The organism is Pseudomonas sp. R2-7-07, from assembly GCF_003852355.1.
In the GTDB taxonomy this organism is placed as follows: Bacteria; Pseudomonadota; Gammaproteobacteria; order Pseudomonadales; family Pseudomonadaceae; genus Aquipseudomonas.
The window spans coordinates 822,321-842,910 of record NZ_CP027759.1; the positions used below are offsets into that span (position 1 = coordinate 822,321).

Sequence of the window (20,590 nt, forward strand, 5' to 3'; positions counted from 1 at the left end):
TGGTCACGACTCAGTACCCGAATTTCTTGACGACCATAGAGCATTGGAACCACCTGATCCCATCCCGAACTCAGTAGTGAAACGATGCATCGCCGATGGTAGTGTGGGGTTTCCCCATGTGAGAGTAGGTCATCGTCAAGATTAAATTCCGAAACCCCATTTGCGAAAGCAGGTGGGGTTTTGTTTTGGGCGGTCGAAAAGTGCCAACACTCCCTCACCACCTCCGACAAATTTGCACAGTTATTTCTGAACCAGACCACTAGAATAGGCACCTAACCTTTTTTAGAGCCCGAGCCCTATTTATGCCCGATCCGGTTGATGCCCTTGAGGTGTCGGACTTACCCCTGGACGACTTGGTGGCATGCCATGAGTGCGACCTTCTGATGCGCAAACCCTCGCTCGCCCTCGGTGAGAAGGCTGAATGCCCACGTTGCGGTTACGAGCTCTACGCTCATCGTCACAATGTCGTCGAGCGCAGCCTCGCCTTGGTGCTGGCAGCACTGCTGCTGTATATCCCCGCGAATTTTTTACCCATCATGCAGCTCAATCTACTCGGGCAGTCCTCGGAGGACACCGTGTGGACCGGCGTAGTCGGCCTGTTCAACACCGGAATGCAAGGCGTTGCCGTCGTGGTTTTCCTGTGCAGCATGGGCATCCCCCTGCTCAAGTTGGTGTGCCAGCTGGCTGTGCTGCTCAGCATCCGCTGGAACATCGGTCGCAGTTATGGACTGCTGTTCTACCGCATCTACCACCATATGAAAGATTGGGGAATGCTGGAGGTCTACTTGATGGGCGTGCTGGTGGCACTTGTGAAGCTGGCTGACATGGCCTCCATTACGCTTGGCTTGGGTCTGGTTTGCTTTGTAAGTCTGTTAATGGTTCAGATTCTGCTCGAGGTGGTGATGTCACCCCACCAGATCTGGCAAGCGCTGTCAGGAGAGGATGACCATGCGGGCAATTGATGCAGGCATTCTGATTTGTACCGAATGCCATGAGTTGAACAAGCAGCAAGCCGATGCCGATGAGCAACTCTGCACCCGTTGCGGTGCGCTGATCCACCCGCGTCGTCCCAATAGCCTCATACGCACCTGGGCACTGCTGGTGACTGCGGCGATCCTGTACATCCCGGCCAACCTGCTGCCGATCATGACCGTCAACTCTCTCGGCCAAGGCGACCCGAGCACCATCATGTCCGGCGTGATCCAGCTGGTACAGCACGGCATGTTTCCGATTGCCGCCGTGGTGTTCATCGCCAGTATCCTGGTGCCGACGTTCAAGCTTGTGGGTATCGGCCTGCTGCTGTTTTCGGTGCAGCGCCGGCAACCGCTGTCTGCGCAACAACGCATTATCATGTACCGCTTTATCGAATTCATCGGTCGCTGGTCCATGCTGGATATCTTCGTGATCGCCATTCTGGTGGCGGTCGTAAACTTTGGGCGACTTGCCAGTGTCGAAGCCAATCTCGGCGCTGCAGCGTTTGCCAGTGTGGTGATCTTGACGATGTTTGCCGCAGTAACCTTCGATCCCCGACTGATTTGGGATAACACGGAGTCGGATGACGACCATGAGTGATTTGCCTAAAGCTAAAACCCGCCCTGCGTCCAACTGGTCGGCCATCTGGGTGTTGCCCCTGATCGCCCTGATCATCGGTGGCTGGCTGGGGTGGCGTGCCTACTCCCAGCAAGGTATCGAGATTCAGGTCCGCTTTGAAAGCGGCGAAGGCATTCAAGTCAACAAGACCGAAGTGGTCTACAAAGGGATGACGGTGGGCAAGGTCAAGGCCTTGGCGCTGGATGACGAAGGCAGCAATCGCGGGGTGATTGCCACCATCGAGATGAACAAGGACGTCGAACAATACCTCAAGACCAACACCCGCTTCTGGCTGGTCAAGCCCAGCGTCAGCCTCGCCGGCATCACCGGCCTGGAAACCCTGGTCTCGGGCAACTACATCGCCGCAAGCCCGGGGGATGGTGAGCCCACCCGCAAATTCAAGGCGCTTTCCGAGGAGCCGCCGTTATCCGACGCCAAGCCCGGCCTGCACCTGACCCTCAAGGCTGATCGCTTGGGTTCGCTGAACCGTGGCAGCCCGGTGTTCTACAAGCAGATCCAGGTGGGTCAGGTCAAAAGTTACTTGTTGTCTGAAGACCAGAGCACTGTCGAGATCAAGGTTTATATCGAACCGACCTACGCCAACCTGGTGCGCAAACACACGCGTTTCTGGAATGCCAGCGGCATCAGCATCGACGCCAATCTGTCCGGTGTGAAGGTGCGCAGTGAATCCCTCTCCAGTATCGTCGCCGGTGGTATTGCCTTCGCCACCCCGGAAAACCGCAAAGACAGCCCGCCAACCGACCCGAGCCTGCCTTTTCGCTTGTACGAGGATTTCGACGCCGCCGCCGCGGGCATCAAGGTCAAGGTCAAACTCACCGATTTCGAAGGCCTGCAGGCTGGTCGCACTCCTGTGATGTACAAAGGTATCCAGGTCGGCAGCCTGAAAACCCTGAAGATCGACCCGGACCTGACCAGCGCCAGCGCTGAATTGACCCTTGACCCATTGGCCGAAGACTACCTGGTTCAGGACACGCAATTCTGGGTGGTCAAGCCGTCCATCTCCCTGGCCGGCATTACCGGGCTGGAGGCCTTGGTCAAAGGTAACTACATCGCCATCCGCCCCGGCGACAAAGGCACCCCGCCACAACGTGAATACGTGGCGCGCGCCAAGGCGCCACCGTTGGATCTGCGCTCCCCAGGCCTGCACATGGTGTTGCTCACCGACAACCTCGGCTCGCTGGATGTCGGCAGCCCGATTCTGTACAAGCAGGTCAAAGTCGGTTCGGTACAGAGCTACCAGTTTTCACGCAAGAAAAAGCAATTGGTGATCGGCGTTCATATCGAGAAAGAGTATGAAAGCCTGGTCAACGGTTCGACACGTTTCTGGAATGCCAGCGGTGTCACCCTCACCGGCGGGCTTACCGGTGGTATCCAGGTGAAAAGTGAATCCCTGGCCAGTCTGATGGCCGGCGGCATCGCCTTCGAAACGCCGGAACCGAATGTGCCGCTGAAACGACGCATCCCCCGTTTCCGCTTGTTTGCCGATCGTGAGGCTGCCAATCAACATGGCACCCTGGTCACCATCAAGGTCGATCGCGCCGACGGCTTGAGCCCAGGCACGCCGGTGCGCTTCAAAGGCCTGGAAGTGGGCAAGCTCGAGAGCGTGGACCTGAGTGCCGACATGCAATCGGTGCTGCTCAAGGCGCGTATCACCCAGGTTGCGGACCGTATTGCGCGGGTTGGCAGCCAGTTCTGGGTGGTCAAGCCGGAGTTGGGCCTGATGAAGACAGCAAATCTGGAAACCCTGGTCACCGGTCAATACATCGAAGTGCAACCGGCCGCGAAAAACGCCGGCGCGCAGAAGAGCTTTGTCGCCCTTGCCCAACCGCCTGAAACCGCCCGTCAGCAGGCCGGCCTGAGCCTGACACTCAGCGCCGCACGCCGTGGTTCGCTCAAGGAAGGCGTGCCCGTCACCTACCGTGAAGTCACCGTGGGCAAAGTTACCGGCTATGAGCTGGGACAGACCGCCGACCGTGTCCTGGTGCACATCCTGATCGAGCCCAAATACGCGCCGTTGGTACGCAGTGGCAGTCGCTTCTGGAACGCCAGCGGCTTCGGGCTCGACTTCGGCTTGTTCAAGGGCGCGACGGTGCGTACCGAGTCCCTGGAGACGTTGGTTGCCGGCGGTATCGCCTTTGCCACGCCTGAAGGCGAACGCATGGGTAACCCGGCACGGCCGCAGCAGACCTTTGCACTGTTCGACAAGTTTGAGGATGAGTGGCTGACCTGGGCGCCGAAGATTCCACTCGGCAAGTAGACCGAGGCGCGGCTATCGGGAGCAAGCCCCCTCCCACGTTCCGATGTGTGAATACATTCAAGTGTGGGAGGGGGCTTGCCCCCGATGAGGCCTTAAAAATCACTGCAAAACCCACAAAAAAGGCCGCGATCCAAACGATCGCGGCCTTTTTGCCTTTCAGCGCTACACGTCAGACGGCATCCAGCTCCGGCTCGTCCGCCTGCACGTTCAGCGTGGCCTTCACCGCATCGTGACGACGGATATATTTCCAGTCCGCCTCATCAATGTAGATGCCGTTCGGCCCGCTGCCGCCTTCCAGGTCGATCGCCACCTGGGCAGACACCTGCGGCTTCACGCTGGCCAGGATCGGCACGAAGCCCAACTGCAGGCTGGTTTCCAGCAACGCTGCCTGGTTCTTCTCATCGATATCCGCCGCCTCGTCGAGGTAGTACGGCAAGCGCACGCGACCAGCCTGGTCGCGGTCCATCAAGTGCAGCAACAAGTACATGTTGGTCAGCGCCTTGATGGTCATGGTGGTGCCGTTGGACGCGGCGCCGTCGATGTCGGTATGAATCACTGGTTGGCCGTTCACCTTGGTGATCTCGAACGCCAGCTCGAACAGGTCCTTGAGGCCCAGTTGGTTATGGTTGGCCGCCACGAGGCGGGCCAGGTATTCCTTGGCTTCTTCGTTCTTGTTGTCCTGCTCGGCGCTCTGGCTGAGGTCGAACACCGACAACGTTTCGCCTTCCTCATACTGACCGGCGCTGTGGATGATCTGGTCGATATGCTTGAGGGCTTCCTTGTTCGGCGCCAGCACGATGCGAAAGCTCTGCAGGTTGGAGACCTGGCGCTTGTTGATTTCGCGGTTGAACAACGCCAGTTGGTGTTCCAGGCTGTCGTAGTCGCTACGGATATTGCGCAAGGTCCGCGCAATATCGGTGACGGCCGCGCGGCGCGCCTTGCCCAGGGTCAATGCCTCATCGGTACGGTGCGCATAGGCGTTGATCAGCAGTTGCAGACGCCGCTCCATGTCGTCCTCGCTGTCGAACTTGGCCACACCCTTGAGGCGCACCTGCGCATACAGCGCTTCGATCTGGCCATCGGCACGCAGCAAGCCTTGCCAGCTGTCCTGATAGTCGTTGAGCAGCGGCAGCAGGTTGTCCATGGAATCGTCGACCGGGTCCATGAACGGCGTGCCGAACGGCAGGTCCGCCGGCAATAGCTGGCGCCGGCGCAACGCGTCGTCCAGCGTACGCTGCTTGGCTTCCATATCGCCAATCTGGCGGCCGACCAATTGCAGCTTGGCCGACAGCTGCTGGACTCGCTCGGTGAACGCATCGCTGGAGCGCTTCAGTTCATCCTGGGCCGCTTCCATCTGCGCGAGGTGTTCCAGCTTCTCGCCTTCCTCCGCGCTCAGGGTTTGGGTGCGGCGGAAATCTTCCAGCGCCTTCTGCGCGTCCAATACCTGCTGGTACAGCGCTTCGGTCTGGGTCTTGCTCGCCGCTCGGTCGGAAGCGACCGCTTGCTGGGTTTTCAGTTGCTTGAGTTCTTTTTCCAGGCGCTCTTTCTGGTCGCGCAACGCCGCGCGATCCGCCAGGGCCTGCAACGCCGGAGGCTCGATGTGCGAGATGTCGATGGACAGCCCCGGCACTTCGAAACGCTCGCCCTTGAAACCATCGAGGATCTGTTCCAGGGATTTGACCCACTGGCCTTGCTCATCCAGCGTGATGCCATGTTCACCTAGAGGCAGGCTGAACAACGCGCTGTTGAACAGGCGCATCAAGCGCTCGACATCCTGTTGCGAGAATTCTTCGCGCAGCTTGGCGTAGCTGTTGTTGTCCGCGTGATCAAGCTGCTGCCTGACCGACTTCAAGCGTTTTTCCAGGTCGCGCAGACGCTCGTCCAGGTCCTCGGCGCTGAACTGACGCGACTGCGCCAGCGCACCCGCCAATTCGTCGTGAGCGTCCTTGGCCGCGAGCAGTTGCTGCTCCAGCACCCGCACATCATCGACCAGCGCGAAGCGATGCTTGAGCACCGACAACTCGCCCAACCAGCGTTGGATGCCACTGATCTCGCGCTCCAGGCGCATCAGCTCCTGGGTGCCGCCACGCTGGTCGTTCTGCAGCGCATCCTGCTCGTTGCGATAGTGTTCGGCCTGGATCGTCAGCTCTTCCTTGCGCGCACTGGCGTAATCCGACCAGGTGCCCAACAGCGAATCGAGCAACGGCGACAGGCGATGCAATTTGCCGCGCAAAATGTCGCGCTGTTTCACGCCATTGGCGAGTGCTTCGACCAACGGCCCGGCGGCCACCAAGGAGTTGTAGTCCTGCTCCATGCGCCGTACATCGCGGAAGGCTTCTTCGCACGCGGCGATGTAATCGACGCTGCCGGAGCGCAGGCTGTGTTCAAACGCATCGAGGAACAATTGCTTGAGCTTGGCTGCGGTGATTTCGCGCATGTGCAGCAGGTTGATGAACAACGCGCGGAAGGTCTTAAGACTCTGCTCGCTGGTGGAGCGCAGTGGGATCAGCGTCAGGTCCAGCGGGATCGAGGTGTGGCCGCCCACCAACAGGCGCCGCAGTTCGTCGGGCTTGAGTTCATAGGCCTTCAGGCCTTCGCGCTCAAGGTTGGTGAACAGTTCTTTCTGGCGCAGGCAGGTATCGTTTTTCTGATAGTGGGCCAGGTCCAGCTTGCCGGCATAGGCAAAGAACTGATGACCGAAACCACCGCCCGGGCCGCGCCCGACCACGCCAATCACATGCGGGCCGTGGGGCAGCGAGACTTCCACGAGGATGTAGCTGGTGTCGGTGGCAAAGTAGAAGCGTCGCGATTGCTCTAGCGTGTACTTGCCGAAACTCATGTCCGACATGCGCGCCAGGATCGGGAACTGCAAAGCGTTGATCGACGCGGATTTACCCAGGTTGTTCGCGCCATACACCGACAGTGGCTCTTCCAGCGGGAACAAACCCAGGCTGTAGCCGGCGGTATTCAACAGGGCGAAGCGGCGTATGCCGTAGCGTTCCTTACTCATGCGTCGGTCTCCTGTTCTTCGGCAATGGCGCGGGCGAGGGCGTCTTCTTCGCTGTCTTCGGCGAAGTCACTCAAGTCCAGCGGGTCATCGGTCTTCAGCAGTTTTTCATCGCTGTCTTCGTCGATGATCACCGGCGCAGGCAACGGCAAGACGCTGTGCACACTGGCGGCGAGGTCGCGGTCCTGCTGCACCGACAGGCATACATCAAGGAAACGGTGCATCGGCGGCAGGAAGCGATAGATGCCGTTGTCTTCGCTGGCGAAACCCAGCTGAGTCATGCGGCGCATGATTTTTTCTTCGAGTTCTTCCTGGGTCTGCACTTCGGCCTGGATAAACAGGTCGCGGTATTTCTCCAGTAACGACGGCAGTTCATCGCGGCCCAGGCTGCCGCCATCGAGCACGGCAACCGGGTCGCGGCCCTGGTCGGCCAGGTGTTCGACGAGAATGAAGGTGAACAACGCCAGGCGCTGGGCGGTCTTGTTTACCTGCGCGCTGGCAATCGCGGAGTCCGGCACGAAGTAGTAGAAGCCACGGGTATCGCAGACCAGCTCAAAGCCCAGGGCCTTGAACAGCGTGCGGTACTGGTCCTGGAAATTCGACAGTTGTGCGTACAGCTCCGGGTCGCGGCGGCTGACGTGGTAGCCCTTGAACAGCTCGCGAAAGATCGGCGCCAGCTGGGACAGTTCGGATAGATCAAGATGCATTTGGGATGCTCGCAGAGTGCTCGGCCGCGTCAGAGCTGGCCGGGAGCAGGGCGAAGGAGCGCAGGCTGACCTGGTGCTCGTGGGTGTGGTAATCGCGGCGTTCCAGGCGCTCGCGCTTGAAGCGTTTTTCCCGCGAGAGCCGCGAGAACCAGTACAACAATTCGTCGGTCGCGCCGTTCGGCTCCTGCTCCAGCAGCCAGGTCATCAGGTCCGGCATCGGCAGTGCGTCTTCGCAGCGCTCGAGCATTTCCTTGACCGTTCGCGGTGCGCGCGGGGCTTCGCCCTTGTGGGTTTTGTGCGCCTTGGGGAAACGCGCCGGTTTCGGCTCGAAATTCGCCAGGGCATACACATACGCCTCGACCTGGCTGGCACTGCCGAGGAAGGTGCTTTGCGGCCGGCTGAACATTGGCATGGCAGCCTGCGGCACCGCGTCCAGCCCTTTGCGGCGAATGGCCGACAGGGCCAGCGCCGCGCCACGGGTCACGGCGTTGTGCCGGCGTGCTTCTTCGCGCAGCGGCAACAGCAGCTCGCGCGCATGACGCAGGGTCAGTTGGGCGCTGGTCTGCATCTCGAGGATGCGCGCGTGGGTGCGCAGCAGCATGTCGTCGTCCACTAGGTGGCCGAGACGCTGCTGCTCGGTGAGCATGCGCAGCAGCACGTTTTCCACCTTGCGCACGCCTTGCTCGAACGCGCCGTCGGCGTTCACCAGTTGGATCATCGGTTCGACGTATTCGTCCCAGGTGGCCAAGACCTCGGCGTAACGCTGGCGCAACGGGATCTGCCGGTCGCTGGTCTTGGCGCGGTCGGCCACGGCAGCGAGGGCCTGTTCGTCGTTGGCGAGTTTTTTCAGCACATCCCGCACGCGCATATCCAGCAGGCGCAGTTGTCGGGCGAGGTCGTGGCCATCGCGGATGTCGAAGGCGTCCTGGATATAACCGGCCAGGCGCTCGAGATGACGCAGGTAAGCTTCGATTTCCAGGCACAGGCCAAGCCGGTGCTCCTTGCGAAGATACGCCAGGAAGTCGTGAATCTGCGCGTTGAGCTCGAAGCGGTTCGGGCTCTTGGCCACCGGCACCAGGATATCCAGGCGGATCCACACGTCCAGCAGGCTGGTGATGTCCTGGGGCGTGCTGTCCAATTGTTGGGCGGCCAGTTGCGCGCGCAGTTCGCCCAGGCTCAGGGTGCCTTGGTCGAAGTGTTCGCACAGTGGCTCAAGTAAGGCCCAGTGTTCGGCGAGGGCGCGCAGGACGCGCTTGGGTTCGATCATGGGAAAGGCCGGCTGGTTGGCGATTAAAAGTCGCGATTGTACTGCATCGGGCGCGGGATTTATCCACAGCCGGTCAGTGTGCAGTGGGCGATTGTTGCCGAACAGCGGTAGAATCCCCGCTCTTTAGTTATCCACAAGTGGCTGAGCTGTGCTTACCGAGTCCCGACGTCGCGCTTACTTGAGCGCCATGCAGGTGGTCAACTGGCTGCCCCGCACCGAACTGCCGTTTGCCGCGCCGTCGCGGCCCGAGCTGTTGCAGGCGCCGGAGCCCTATGAAGCGTTCGCGCCGTCAGGCGAGGAAGCCGCCGCGCCGGTGGCGGTGATCAAGTCTGTGCCCGAAACGCGGCCGACGGTGGAGCGCACGAAGATCGAGGTGCCGCGCCCGTCACCGGTGGTCAAGGCAGTGGTCGCCGAAGACACTGCCCCGGTGGCCAAGGCCCCGGTCGTGCCGACGCCACGCTTTGCCCTGCAACTGCTGCGCGCCGGGCGTTGCCTGCTGCTGGTGGAATTGCCCACCGGCGAACGTTTCCAGTCGCGCGACCCGGCCTACCTGCTGCTCAAGGACATGCTGCGCGCCGCCGGCCTGCCCGACAGCCCGCAAATCGTCGGCGACCCGGTGCGCTGGCCACTGCTGGTGCGCGGCACCATGGACCAGGGCCCGGACGCCGCACGGGATTTTGTACAGAGTTTTGTTGCGGCACGCCTGGAAGACGAACCGTGCGTCTGCCTATGGCTGATCGGCTTGCCGGCCGTGCGCTTTGCCGGTGAGGCGGATGCCGAAGCCTGGTACCGCGAACTGCAGGTTGAAGGCCTGGGTTCGGTATGGGCCCTGCCGGGCCTGGAATTATTAATGGAAGAGCCACAGCGTAAGGCTGATATCTGGCAAGCCATGCGCCGGCTGATGGCGCGCTGGAAAACAACCGATGAGTGAGGCTTTATCCTTCCGCCCGATGACCGAGGCTGACCTCGATGCCGTGCTGAAGATCGAATACGCAGCGTTCAGCCACCCCTGGACCCGGGGCATCTTTCTCGACGGGCTGGGCAAGTACCAGATCTGGCTGATGTTCGAAGGTGAGCAACAGGTGGGCCATGGCGTGGTGCAGATCATCCTCGATGAGGCGCATCTGCTCAATATCACCGTGAAGCCGGAGAATCAGGGCCGAGGTTTGGGCTTGGCGCTGCTCGAGCATCTGATGTCCCGCGCGTATGCGGCCAATGCTCGTGAGTGTTTCCTGGAAGTGCGTGACAGCAATACCGGCGCATTCCGCTTGTATGAACGCTACGGCTTCAACGAAATTGGCCGTCGCAGGGATTACTACCCTGCGGTAGGCGGCCGTGAGGACGCGGTCGTGATGGCCTGCACCCTGGTCGACTAGACACCGAAATCCATGTGGGAGGGGGCTTGCCCCCGATGGCAGTGGTTCAGCCAATACATGAGTTGACTGACACACCGCTATCGGGGGCAAGCCCCCTCCCACATTTTGACCCGAGTTGGGTCAGCGTTTGCCGTCGAGCGGGTCCAGGTCAGCCAGTTCAGCCTCATCCAACCCATTCCCACCGCCAATTTCATCTTCATCGACGATGCTCAGGTCATAATCCGCCGCGCTATCTTCACCTTCCTCCCTTGCATCCCGCGCGCCGTCCTCATGGATCAGCGTTTCCGGGCTCATGTCATCATCGGTCGACTCATGGTCATCCGTCGAAGCCCCGGTCAGCCCGGCCTCGCGTACCCGTTCGTCGGGCATCAGGTGCTCGCGTTCGCCAGGTGGAAGTTCATCGCCGATTTCCGCTGTCTGGTCTTCTTCGTCAAAATCCAGCTCGCGCATCGAACCCATGCGGTCTTCGTTATCATCAATGGGTTCGGGCTGCGTAGCGCCGTAGGGACGTCGTGATTCAGTCATGGCCAATCCTCATACTGTGGGGCTTATAGTGTGTGGACAGGCTTTGCGCCGCAAAGATTCAAGCTAATTTGCGCAAGGCGTGACCTGGACGAAGGCTTGTCAGTCACAAAACTGCGCATCATTCCTGAGGCTTTCCCTGATGAACGAACTACAAGACCTGCTAGACAACAACGAACGCTGGGCGGATGCGATCAAACAGGAAGATCCCGAATTCTTCGCCAAGCTCGCCCGCCAGCAAACCCCGGAATACCTGTGGATCGGCTGCTCCGATGCGCGTGTACCGGCCAACGAGATCGTCGGCATGTTGCCCGGTGATCTGTTCGTGCACCGCAACGTGGCCAACGTGGTGCTGCACACCGACCTCAATTGCCTGTCGGTGATCCAGTACGCAGTCGATGTGCTCAAGGTCAAACATATCCTCGTCACCGGCCACTATGGCTGCGGCGGCGTGCGCGCCGCGATGCAGGACCGTCAGTTCGGCTTGATCGACGGCTGGCTGCGCACCATTCGTGATCTCTACTACGAAAACCGCGACGTGTTGGCCCAGTTGCCCACCGAAGAAGAGCGCGTCGACCGCATGTGCGAGTTGAACGTGATTCAGCAGGTGGCCAACGTCGGCCATACCAGCATAGTGCAAAACGCCTGGCACCGCGGGCAGAGCCTGTCGATCCATGGCTGCATCTATGGCATCAAGGACGGCCGCTGGAAGAGCTTGAACACCACCATCAGTGGCTTCGAGCAACTGCCGCCGCAGTACCGCCTGCGGCCGTTGGGCGAAGTCTAAGTCCGTTTACGCTCGCGCAAATGGGCGCCGCGCAAGACTCACCGAAGTCAGAGCCGATTTCTACTGTCAAATCTGACAGTAGAAATCCTGGGTGCTCCTCATAGCGCGGGCGGTGCGAGGGTGGGGGCAGGGGCTGCACTGCGCAGCTGCTTCAGCTGGTCTTTGATGGCGGGCGTGGCGCATTTGGCGTTGGCCTGCTCCGGGCTCAGGTTGCGCACCGAGGTGTAAAACAGTTCACAGGTCTGCTCCTTGCGCGTGACCTGCCAGGTGTTCATGCATGCCTTGAGCAATACATTCGCGTCGCTGGCGGGTTTTTGGCCCATGCCGGCTTGCCAGCAGGCTGCGCTCAGGTCCTGGCCCATCACTTTCAAGCCGGCCTCATCGGCCTTCTGCTCATTGCCGTCGTACGTGTCCGGGCTGGCGGCATACCAGATATAACTCGGATGGTTGGCGCCGAGCACCGAGACCGGCTTGCCCGGCTCCGGGTTGATCTGCGCCAGGCCCAGCACCGCCACCGTTTGCCCGTATTGTTGCTTGATCCAGCTGCGCACCGGCGCGCCGAAGGCCACCATCGGCAGCGAATCGCTGGGGCGCAGGCTCAGTTCCTTGACCATGCGGGTCTGGTAGTCGGTGAAGTAGCCGTAGACGGCTTCCAGGTCTTTACCCGCATTGGACGGCGCGGCGATGGGGGCGATATCGATGATGGTCTGGTAGGCCGGGGTTTCGCTGGCAGGAATGCCATTGCTGGTGAGCAGGGTCGCCCAGCGGTCGGTGGTAGCCGATTCCAGGTAGTCCTGGGCCTGGGTCAGCGAATAATCCGGCGGAAAATGCAGCAGCTCGATGCTTTTGCGGTTTTCCAGGGCCATGCCCAGCGGCAGGAACAAGTACCAGTTATAGGCCCACTTGCCGTCGCTGTTGAGCTGGCTGGCACCTCGGTAAGCCAGGTCTGCGGTATCGAGCAGTGTGGTCAGGGGCTGGCCGTAACCGTCCGGCACGCCGCTGAAGGTTGCCGCAACCTGGCCGTCATGCACCTTGACGCTGACCTTGGCGCGGCTGTAGCCGTCACGTTGCAGGCTCTGGTTCAAATAATGCTCGGCGGTCTGCTCCAGCGTCCAGGGCCGAAAACAGATCACGTTGCAGTTGTTGGGAAACGCGAACAACTGGGTGACACGCTGTGTACTGCCCAACGGCACTTCGATGTCGGCCTGTACGACCGCACTGGCCAGCAGTGCGGCCAGGGTCAAGCACAGCCTGGTCGGTTTGAACATAATTGGTTCCTTGTCAGCGAAAGCCCGTCTGCGCGGGATGAAAGCCCACCCTCACACAGTAGCGGCTGACCGGGAAAACCGCGTGCTAAATCGCCACATGTGTCGCGATTGGATAAGTGAACCTACACGCTGAACTGCAAGGTATTGCTCAAATCCCCCATGGGTTTCTGGCCGCGCGCGATCATCGCGGCATCCCTTTGCTTGAGGCCGTCCAGGGTCTCCAGCTGAAACACGCGGGTGATCAAGCGCAGGATCGACGCGGTGTCGTAGAGCGTGTGGTCAACCGTGCCTTTGCGTGCGAACGGCGACACCACCAGGGCCGGAACCCGTGTGCCCGGGCCCCAGCGATCGCCCTTGGGCGGTGCCACGTGGTCCCACCAGCCGCCGTTCTCATCGACGGTCACCACCACCACCATGTTGTTCCACTGCGGGCTTTCCTGCAGCAGCTTCAAGGCGCGGACGATATGGCGGTCGCCCGAGGCCACATCGGCATAGCCAGCGTGCATGTTCAGGTTGCCCTGGGGCTTGTAGAAGGTCACGGCGGGCAGCTTGCCGGCTTGGGCGTCGGCGAAGAACCTGTTGGTGCTCGACTCATCGCCCAACCCGCCGTCGCGCAGGCGTTTGTCGCGCTCGGCACGGTTCTCGGGGCCCTGCTGCTTGAAGTAATTGAACGGCTGATGGTGGTACTGGAAGTTCGGAATCTTGGGAATACCGCCCGAGTCCTTGAATTGCTCCAGGGTGGCTTGCCAGGCGCCGGCGTACCAGGCCCAGTCGATGTTCTTTTTCGAGAGCTTGTCGCCAATGTGTTCATGGGTTTGCGGTACCAGCACATTGGGCAGGTCCGGTTTGGCGTAGTCCGGGTTCTGCGGGTCGCGGATCCAGGTCGGCCAGTAGGGCGGAGCCAGCGTATTGACGGCGTAACCGTCCGGCGTCAAGGCGCTGGGGCCGAACTGCGGCGGGCCGGTCATGGCGCTGGCCGGCGAGGTGTCCAGGGGCTTGAGGCGCGTGTCGGCGGGGTCATCGCTTTGCAGCGTGGCGATCTGCGCCTTGGCCACCGATTGCGCGGCATTCGGATAGATCGGTGCCGTGGCGCTGATCAGGTACTGATGGTTGAGGAACGAGCCACCAAACGCACCCTGGAAAAAGTTATCGCACAGCACAAACTCCTTGGCTACGTCCCACAGGCGCAGGGAATAGCGGCTCTGGGCGTAATGGCCCATCACCAGGCCGCCGGAATCGCCCCAGGCAACGAAACCGTCATTCTTGCCGCCGTTGATCTGCATCTGGTTCTGGTAGAACACATGCCACAAGTCACGGGTCACCAGGCTCAGCGGCAAGTCCTGCGCATCCGGGCCCTTGAGGGCGAACGGGGCGTTGGGCAGGTTTTCCTGGAATTGCACGGCGCTCGGGTAGGTCACACCATCCACGCTTTGCGGGCCCACCTGCAACACGCCGCCCCAGGTCGGGGGAAGGGTGGTCAATACGCTGCCATCGCGGTCGCGTTGTTGAACGTCAGCCACCGAAAGCGCCGAGAGAGGTTTCTCCAGCCCGGGGAAGTCTGCAAACAGATTGTTGAAGCTGCGGTTCTCGGCGTAAATCACCACGACGGTTTTCACATTGTCGCGCAAGGCTTTATCCAGCTCCTGCGAGGTGAGTGGGCGCGGCATCGGTTTTCCCGGTGCTTCGCCGGTATTACCGCACGCACTCAAGGTCGCGCCCACCCCCAGTACCGCCGCGCCCCCCAGGAAGCGCCGACGACTGGTGTCAACCGGCGGTTGGCCTGGCGAATCCGTGGAAGGGCGGTCTACGTGCTCGTCACTCATTGCGCGGGAGTCCTTGGCGAGATGTTGCAAGATGTTTCGCAGGACGGTAGCAATGGAATGTGACGGAACAAAGACAGACCTATGATGAGTGGGCCGTGCCTACACCGCATAAGCGCTGCTAGACTGGCCTCTTGATGCAGGCCGCGAGGTGAACCGTGAAACCTTCAATTGCACTTGATCTACAACGAGCCGCTGTTAGAGAAGTGGTCGGACGTTTTCGTATATCAAATCCGAGAGTGTTTGGGTCTGTATTACTGGGGACCGATCACGAAGGCAGTGACCTGGACCTGCTGGTCGACGCACCGCCGGGAACGACGCTCTTTGATCTCGGTGGGTTGCAGGTAGAGCTTGAAAGCTTGCTGGGCGTCAATGTGGATCTGCTGACCCCCGGTGATTTGCCTTTGAAGTTTCGCGCGAAGGTGTTGGCTGAGGCTCGTCCGGTATGACGGAAAATCGCCTTGGGGATTATCTGGAACACATCAAGCAAGCTTGCACTGACGCGATTACCTTTGTTGAGGGGTTAAGCAAAGAAGAGTTCTTGGAGGACAGGCGAACGCAACAAGCAGTGGTCATGAGCCTGATCATCATTGGTGAGGCGTCGACGAAAATCATGGACCGGCACCCCGACTTCGCTACAGAACATTCATACATTCCCTGGCGCAATATGCGCGCGATGCGCAATCGAATTGCTCACGGTTACTTCGATATCAACTTCGATGTCGTTTGGGACACGATACAAAGCGCATTGCCCGATTTGCTGGAGCGCCTTCCCCCCACTGAATGACCGCACCTACTGTACTAGCAGGTACGGTCTGCCGCTATCTACGGCATCACCGGCGGCAAATACGTCAGCGTCGTCCCACAACGCCCACAGCAAGAACAACACCAGCGGCGTGTGCACCAGCAATTGCACGAACGAAAACCCGATCAGGTCCCGCGCCTTCAGACCCAATACGCCCAGCAACGGCAGCATATAGAACGGGTTGATCAAGTTCGGCAGCGCTTCGGCCGCGTTGTAGATCTGCACCGCCCAGCCCAGGTGATACTGCAGGTCATTGGCCACTTGCATCACGTAAGGCGCTTCGATGATCCACTTGCCGCCGCCGGAGGGGATGAAGAAGCCCAGCACTGCCGAGTACACGCCCATCAGCAGGGCGTAGGTGTCGTGGGATGCGATGGAGGTGAAGAACAGCGAGATATGGTGCGCCAGGGTCTGGCCGTCGCCGCCTTTGACCACGGTCATCAGCGCCGCGATCGAGCCGTACAGCGGGAACTGGATCAGCACGCCCGTGGTGGTCGGCACGGCGCGGGCCACGGCATCGAGGAAGCTGCGCGGGCGCCAGTGCAGCAGCGCGCCGACCATGATGAACAGGAAGTTATAGGTGTTGAGCCCCGAGATGGCGCTGATCGCCGGTTTGGTCGAGAACTCGTGGAACAACCAACCGGCCGCCAGCAGCGCCAGCAGAATAGTCAGCAGCGGGCTGTGCTCCAGCCATTCGCCGGGTCGGGTCGGCGCCTGCGGCTTGGGCAGGTTGAATGCCGGGTCGACGCCACAGGCCTTGGCATCCCGCGCACTGTTCGGGCCCGGTGCGGTGGCGTAGGCGATGATCAGCGACACGATGATCAACGCCAGTAACAGCACGCCGGATTGCCACAGGAAGATGGTCTCGGTAAACGGGATCATCCCGGTGATCGCCAGGATTGACGGCGGCAAGCTTCCCGGGTTGGCCTGCAACTGCGCGGCCGACGACGACAACCCCAGCGCCCATACGGCACCCAGGCCCAGGTAGGCCGCAGCGCCAGCGGCGCGGTAGTCCATGCGCAAATCCGTGCGACGGGCCAATGCACGCACCAGCAAACCGCCGAACACCAGGGACAGGCCCCAGTTGAGCAAGGAGGCCACCATGGAAATCAACGCGACCCAGGCCACCGCCGAACGGCCGTTCTTCGGGATGCGCGCCAAGCGGTCAATCAGCTTTACCGCAGGCGGCGAACTGGCGACCACATAACCGCCAATCACCACAAAGGCCATCTGCATGGTGAACGGGATCAGGCTCCAGAACCCGTCGCCAAATGCTTTGGCGGCTTCGCTGGGCGCAGCGCCCATGCCCAGGGTCGCCACGGCAACGATGATCACGGCGAGGGCGGCGAACACCCAGGAGTCGGGGAACCAGCGCTCGGCGAAGTTGGAGCAACGCAAGGCAAATCGGGCATAGCGGCTTTCTTCGATAGCATCGGCCACGAGTCTTTCCTCTTGTATTTATTATGGGGATGGCAGTTTTTCGGCATGTTCCTCCAAGGTCATTGATTTGGGAATGTAGTTATCTTCATTGATCAATGAGTAAAACAAATATATCCGTCGCGATTGCCATCATCCGGTTCAACTCATAACCTGCACGCCATTTTGTTTGTCTGCCGAGCCCGTACATGACTGCCACCTTTTCGTCACAGGCGCAGCGTTTTTCCCGCTCCGACTACAAAACCCTGGGCCTGGCCGCCCTCGGTGGCGCCTTGGAAATCTACGATTTCATTATCTTCGTGTTCTTTGCGCTGACCCTCAGCCAACTGTTTTTCCCCCCGGAAATGCCCGAGTGGCTACGCCTGTTGCAAAGCTTTGGCATCTTCGTCACCGGCTACCTCGCGCGCCCGCTGGGTGGCATCCTGATGGCGCACTTTGCCGATCACCTGGGACGCAAGCGCGTGTTCAGCCTGAGCATCCTGATGATGGCTTTGCCCTGCCTGCTGATCGGCATCATGCCGACCTACGCGCAAATCGGCTATTTCGCACCGCTGATCCTGCTGGCGCTGCGTGTATTACAAGGCGCCGCGGTGGGGGGGGAAGTGCCCAGCGCCTGGACCTTCGTCGCTGAACACGCCCCGCGCAGCCATCGCGGTTATGCCCTGGGTTTTCTGCAAGCCGGCCTGACGTTCGGCTACTTGCTCGGCGCACTCACCGCCACGCTGCTTGCACAGGTCTTCACCCCGGCCGAGATTCTCGACTACGCCTGGCGCTTGCCCTTCCTGCTCGGCGGCGTATTCGGCGTGATTGGCGTATGGCTGCGCCGCTGGCTCAGCGAAACCCCGGTATTCCTCGAAATGCAGGCCCGCCGCCAGGCCGCTGCCGAACTGCCGCTGCGCACCGTATTGCGCGACCACCGCGCCGTGTTGCTGCCGGCGATGATCCTCACCTGTGTGCTCACGTCGGCGGTGGTGGTCCTGGTTGTCATCACCCCGACCATGATGCAGAAAACCTTCGGCATGAGCCCCAGCCACACCTTCGCCTTGAGCGCGTTGGGGATTGTGTTCCTCAACATCGGCTGCGTGCTGGCTGGCCTGCTGGTCGACCGCATTGGCGCCTGGCGCGCGGTGCTGGTCTACAGCCTGCTGTTGCCGGTGGGGGTGTTTATCCTGTACGCCAGCCTGATCAACGGCGGCGTCTGGCTGGGCGCGGCGTATGCCGTGGCCGGCTTGAGCTGCGGGGTGGTGGGCGCGGTGCCGTCGGTGATGGTCGGGTTGTTTCCAGCGCATGTGCGCGTATCGGGAATTTCCTTCACCTACAACATCGCCTATGCGCTGTGGGCGAGCACTACGCCGCTGATGTTGATTGCGTTGATGCCCACTAGTCCGTGGATTTGCGTGGGCTATTGCGTGGTGATGGGGGCGGTGGGGGTGGGGAGCGTGATGCTGTTCGGCAAGCGCCACACCTTGGCGGGCTGAGGTTCTGGTCAGAAAGTGCCGGAGCAACAACGTGCCGACCATCATCGAGAGCGGAATATAGTTCGGCCAATGCCGCAAGCCCTCTTCAGAAAAGGCCAGCTGCGCCGATGCAGGTTAGACACCCACCTCACTTGCCATCGGTGCCCCATGTTCAATACCCGCCTGAAGCAGGAGCTGTCGGCTCTTCGCGAAGAATTGTCGAGCTTGCTCCAGGTCAAAGAGAGCCTGGAAAACGAAATGCTGTGTCTGACGCTCGGTCCTGATGGGCGGGTGGAGTGGGCGAATGCCAACTTCCTGCGGGAACTGGCCTACCCGTTGGGCGAGATTGTGGGGCGGCCGATTGAAGACCTGACGCCGGCCCACATCCGCCAGAACGAGTTCCAGTTGCGCTTCAAGCATGCGCTGGCGCGTGGCGAACACTTCGCGGGAGCCGTGCGCTTGATGCGCGGTAGCGGCAAAGAGGCGTGGCTACGCTCGATCCTACAGCCGGTGCGCAGTTCGGACGGGCGTCTTCTGCATTTTGCGATGTATTCCAGCGACCTCACGCGCACCATCGAGAGTTCGCGTGAACATGAAAACCTGATCACCGCGCTGATGCGCTCCACCGCATTGATCGAGTTCGACCTCGACGGGCAGGTGCTCACCGCCAACGACCGCTTCCTCAACGCCATGGGTTACAGCCTGGCGCAGATCCAGGGTAAACATCACCGTATGTTCTGTGAGCCACAGGAATACAACAGCCCTGAGTATCAACAATTCTGGAAGCGCCTGAACGCCGGTGAGTTCGTCGCGGCGCGCTTCAAACGCGTGGACAGTCATGGCCGCCTGGTGTGGTTGGAAGCCACCTATAACCCGGTGGCTGACGCCAATGAGCGGCTGTACAAAGTGGTCAAGTTCGCCACGGTGATCACCGACCAGGTCAACCGCGAGCTTGCGGTGGCCGAGGCTGCCAACATTGCCTACAGCACCTCCCGGCAAACCGATGACAGCGCCCAGCGCGGCACCACCGTGGTGACTCAGGCGGTGGAGGTAATGCGTGACCTGGCCGAGCATATGCAGCGGGCCGGCGAAGGTATCGAGGCGTTGAACGCCCAGTCCCAGGTGATCGGCAGCATCGTCAAGACCATCAGCGGCATCGCCGAGCAGACCAACCTGCTGGCGCTCAACGCGGCCATTGAAGCTGCGCGGGCCGGTGAGCAGGGACGTGGCTTTGCGGTGGTGGCCGATGAGGTGCGGCAATTGGCTTCTCGGACCAGCAAAGCCACCGAAGAAATAGTCGGCGTCGTGCGTCAGAACCAGGACATGGCCCGCGACGCAGTAGCCTTGATGGTCGGCGGCCGCCAGCAAGCCGAGCAAGGCCTGGCGCTGGCGGCGGAAGCGGGCACGGTGATCGTGGAGATTCAGGATGGCGCGCAAAAAGTGGTAAGCGCCGTCGGGCAATTTGCCAACCAACTGACGAACTGACTGATTAGGTTTTCTCTCTCAAAGCCCGCGTCAACGCCGTACGCGGTTTTGAATACAACAGCACTCAAATGTGGGAGGGGGCTTGCTCCCGATAGCAGCGTGTCAGCCAGCCTATCTGTCGCTGATACACCGCCATCGGGAGCAAGCCCCCTCCCACATTCGGTTAGTGGTGTTTTCAGGTGCGCGGCATGCAGTCGATGGTGCGATTTAGAACGGTTTTGGCGATCTCCAGCAAATGCCACACGGCGTGGATCTTGGCTCGGTCGTGGGGTTGCAGATGGTCGCAACAGTCCCATACGGTTGCCGATGCGCTATGGATCAGATGGGAAATATAAAGTTGGGCGTCTTCGAAGCTGAGCTCTTCATTGACGACGAGGCAATCCATGGGTGGATCGGGAAGTGCTTTAGTCATGGTGTGGCTCCTATTGAACAAGGGAGCGACCACCAACGCTGCTAAACGTAGGGTGGCAGCTGTACGCGGGTTAGCAGACCGGTCAATAGGAAACCAGCGCACCCGAAGGTGCCCCACGCACAGCCGCCATGATGCAGTGTGAACGTGTGCCTATTGAACTCAGGCTGCTAAACCCGATCACTGAAACTCAGTGACGGACCGAAGACTAGCCATCGATTCCAACAGGCACAAGGCGGCGGGGATTGTCTCGGAAACGTCCTGCAATTTAAAGGGACACGGCTTGCTGGCCCTTTACAAACCATGACCAAATGCCAGCAACGCCACCTTATCCAAAATGTGGGAGGGGGCTTGCTCCCGATGAGGCCGTGTCAG

At 60.7% G+C, this 20,590-nt stretch carries 17 protein-coding genes, 1 rRNA gene and 1 pseudogene; 11 read left to right on the forward strand and 8 right to left on the reverse strand.

What is annotated here, in order from left to right; translation table 11 throughout:
- The first annotated feature begins 25 nt into the window (after positions 1-25).
- From rrf to C4J86_RS03480, 4 genes are all read left to right on the forward strand, one after another.
- Positions 26-141 (forward strand): 5S ribosomal RNA (rrf, locus tag C4J86_RS03465).
- Between the two features lie 161 nt (positions 142-302).
- Positions 303-962 carry a paraquat-inducible protein A gene (locus tag C4J86_RS03470; protein WP_124369483.1) on the forward strand — a complete coding sequence of 220 codons (660 nt, stop codon included), beginning with the start codon at positions 303-305 and terminating at the stop codon, positions 960-962.
- Positions 949-1,572, forward strand: a complete 624-nt coding sequence (locus tag C4J86_RS03475; protein ID WP_124361153.1) for a paraquat-inducible protein A — start codon at positions 949-951, stop codon at positions 1,570-1,572. Before C4J86_RS03470 ends, C4J86_RS03475 begins: the two co-directional genes overlap by 14 nt.
- Positions 1,565-3,868: a PqiB family protein gene (locus C4J86_RS03480; protein ID WP_124369484.1), complete on the forward strand. Its 2,304-nt coding sequence runs from the start codon at positions 1,565-1,567 to the stop codon at positions 3,866-3,868. Before C4J86_RS03475 ends, C4J86_RS03480 begins: the two co-directional genes overlap by 8 nt.
- A gap of 169 nt (positions 3,869-4,037) precedes the next feature.
- Here the strand turns inward: C4J86_RS03480 and mksF are convergent, their stop codons facing one another.
- From mksF to mksB, 3 genes are read right to left on the reverse strand one after another with little or no spacing between them, the layout of a single operon-like run.
- Entirely contained in the window at positions 4,038-6,878 is a 2,841-nt protein-coding gene (gene mksF / locus C4J86_RS03485; RefSeq protein WP_124369485.1) for an Mks condensin complex protein MksF, read from the reverse strand.
- Positions 6,875-7,582: an Mks condensin complex protein MksE gene (gene mksE, locus C4J86_RS03490; RefSeq protein WP_124365719.1), complete on the reverse strand. Its 708-nt coding sequence runs from the start codon at positions 7,580-7,582 to the stop codon at positions 6,875-6,877. The genes mksF and mksE overlap by 4 nt, the downstream gene beginning before the upstream one ends.
- Positions 7,572-8,849: an Mks condensin complex protein MksB gene (gene mksB, locus C4J86_RS03495; protein WP_124369486.1), complete on the reverse strand. Its 1,278-nt coding sequence runs from the start codon at positions 8,847-8,849 to the stop codon at positions 7,572-7,574. Before mksB ends, mksE begins: the two co-directional genes overlap by 11 nt.
- A 187-nt stretch (positions 8,850-9,036) precedes the next feature.
- Here mksB and C4J86_RS03500 point away from each other — a divergent pair, with 187 nt between their 5' ends.
- Together C4J86_RS03500 and rimI are read left to right on the forward strand one after the other, a co-directional pair.
- Positions 9,037-9,780 (forward strand): energy transducer TonB, encoded by a 744-nt coding sequence (locus C4J86_RS03500; RefSeq protein WP_124372383.1) that lies wholly within the window; start codon positions 9,037-9,039, stop codon positions 9,778-9,780.
- Positions 9,773-10,225, forward strand: coding sequence for a ribosomal protein S18-alanine N-acetyltransferase (rimI, locus tag C4J86_RS03505; protein ID WP_003188286.1), 453 nt, complete (start codon positions 9,773-9,775; stop codon positions 10,223-10,225). Before C4J86_RS03500 ends, rimI begins: the two co-directional genes overlap by 8 nt.
- Before the next feature lie 120 nt (positions 10,226-10,345).
- Here rimI and C4J86_RS03510 read toward each other — a convergent pair whose 3' ends face one another.
- Complete coding sequence (locus C4J86_RS03510; protein ID WP_124369487.1) at positions 10,346-10,750, reverse strand: serine kinase/phosphatase; 405 nt, start codon at positions 10,748-10,750, stop codon at positions 10,346-10,348.
- A 139-nt stretch (positions 10,751-10,889) separates the two neighbouring features.
- On the opposite strand from C4J86_RS03510, the gene can reads away from it, so the two are divergent.
- Positions 10,890-11,534, forward strand: coding sequence for a carbonate dehydratase (can, locus tag C4J86_RS03515; protein WP_124361159.1), 645 nt, complete (start codon positions 10,890-10,892; stop codon positions 11,532-11,534).
- Positions 11,535-11,632: 98 nt separating this feature from the next.
- On the opposite strand, the gene C4J86_RS03520 is transcribed toward can, so the two are convergent.
- Both C4J86_RS03520 and acpA read right to left on the reverse strand, forming a co-directional pair.
- Entirely contained in the window at positions 11,633-12,802 is a 1,170-nt protein-coding gene (locus C4J86_RS03520; RefSeq protein WP_124369488.1) for a hypothetical protein, read from the reverse strand.
- Between the two features lie 122 nt (positions 12,803-12,924).
- Positions 12,925-14,625: an acid phosphatase gene (acpA, locus tag C4J86_RS03525; protein WP_124369489.1), complete on the reverse strand. Its 1,701-nt coding sequence runs from the start codon at positions 14,623-14,625 to the stop codon at positions 12,925-12,927.
- Between the two features lie 155 nt (positions 14,626-14,780).
- On the opposite strand from acpA, the gene C4J86_RS03530 reads away from it, so the two are divergent.
- Both C4J86_RS03530 and C4J86_RS03535 read left to right on the forward strand, forming a co-directional pair.
- Complete coding sequence (locus C4J86_RS03530; RefSeq protein ID WP_124361163.1) at positions 14,781-15,071, forward strand: nucleotidyltransferase family protein; 291 nt, start codon at positions 14,781-14,783, stop codon at positions 15,069-15,071.
- The gene (locus C4J86_RS03535; protein ID WP_124369490.1) at positions 15,068-15,409 is read left to right on the forward strand and encodes a DUF86 domain-containing protein; all 342 of its coding nucleotides are present in this window, start codon (positions 15,068-15,070) and stop codon (positions 15,407-15,409) included. The genes C4J86_RS03530 and C4J86_RS03535 overlap by 4 nt, the downstream gene beginning before the upstream one ends.
- Positions 15,410-15,447: 38 nt before the next feature.
- On the opposite strand, the pseudogene C4J86_RS03540 reads toward C4J86_RS03535, so the two are convergent.
- A pseudogene (locus C4J86_RS03540) lies at positions 15,448-16,867 on the reverse strand (short-chain fatty acid transporter).
- 185 nt (positions 16,868-17,052) lie between these two features.
- Between C4J86_RS03540 and C4J86_RS03545 the strand changes: the two are divergent.
- Together C4J86_RS03545 and C4J86_RS03550 are read left to right on the forward strand one after the other, a co-directional pair.
- Positions 17,053-18,342: an MFS transporter gene (locus C4J86_RS03545; protein ID WP_124369491.1), complete on the forward strand. Its 1,290-nt coding sequence runs from the start codon at positions 17,053-17,055 to the stop codon at positions 18,340-18,342.
- Between the two features lie 147 nt (positions 18,343-18,489).
- Positions 18,490-19,806, forward strand: a complete 1,317-nt coding sequence (locus C4J86_RS03550; RefSeq protein WP_124369492.1) for a PAS domain-containing methyl-accepting chemotaxis protein — start codon at positions 18,490-18,492, stop codon at positions 19,804-19,806.
- Positions 19,807-19,981: 175 nt separating this feature from the next.
- Here the strand turns inward: C4J86_RS03550 and C4J86_RS03555 are convergent, their stop codons facing one another.
- Positions 19,982-20,218 (reverse strand): hypothetical protein, encoded by a 237-nt coding sequence (locus C4J86_RS03555; RefSeq protein WP_124365727.1) that lies wholly within the window; start codon positions 20,216-20,218, stop codon positions 19,982-19,984.
- Positions 20,219-20,590: the final 372 nt, after the last annotated feature.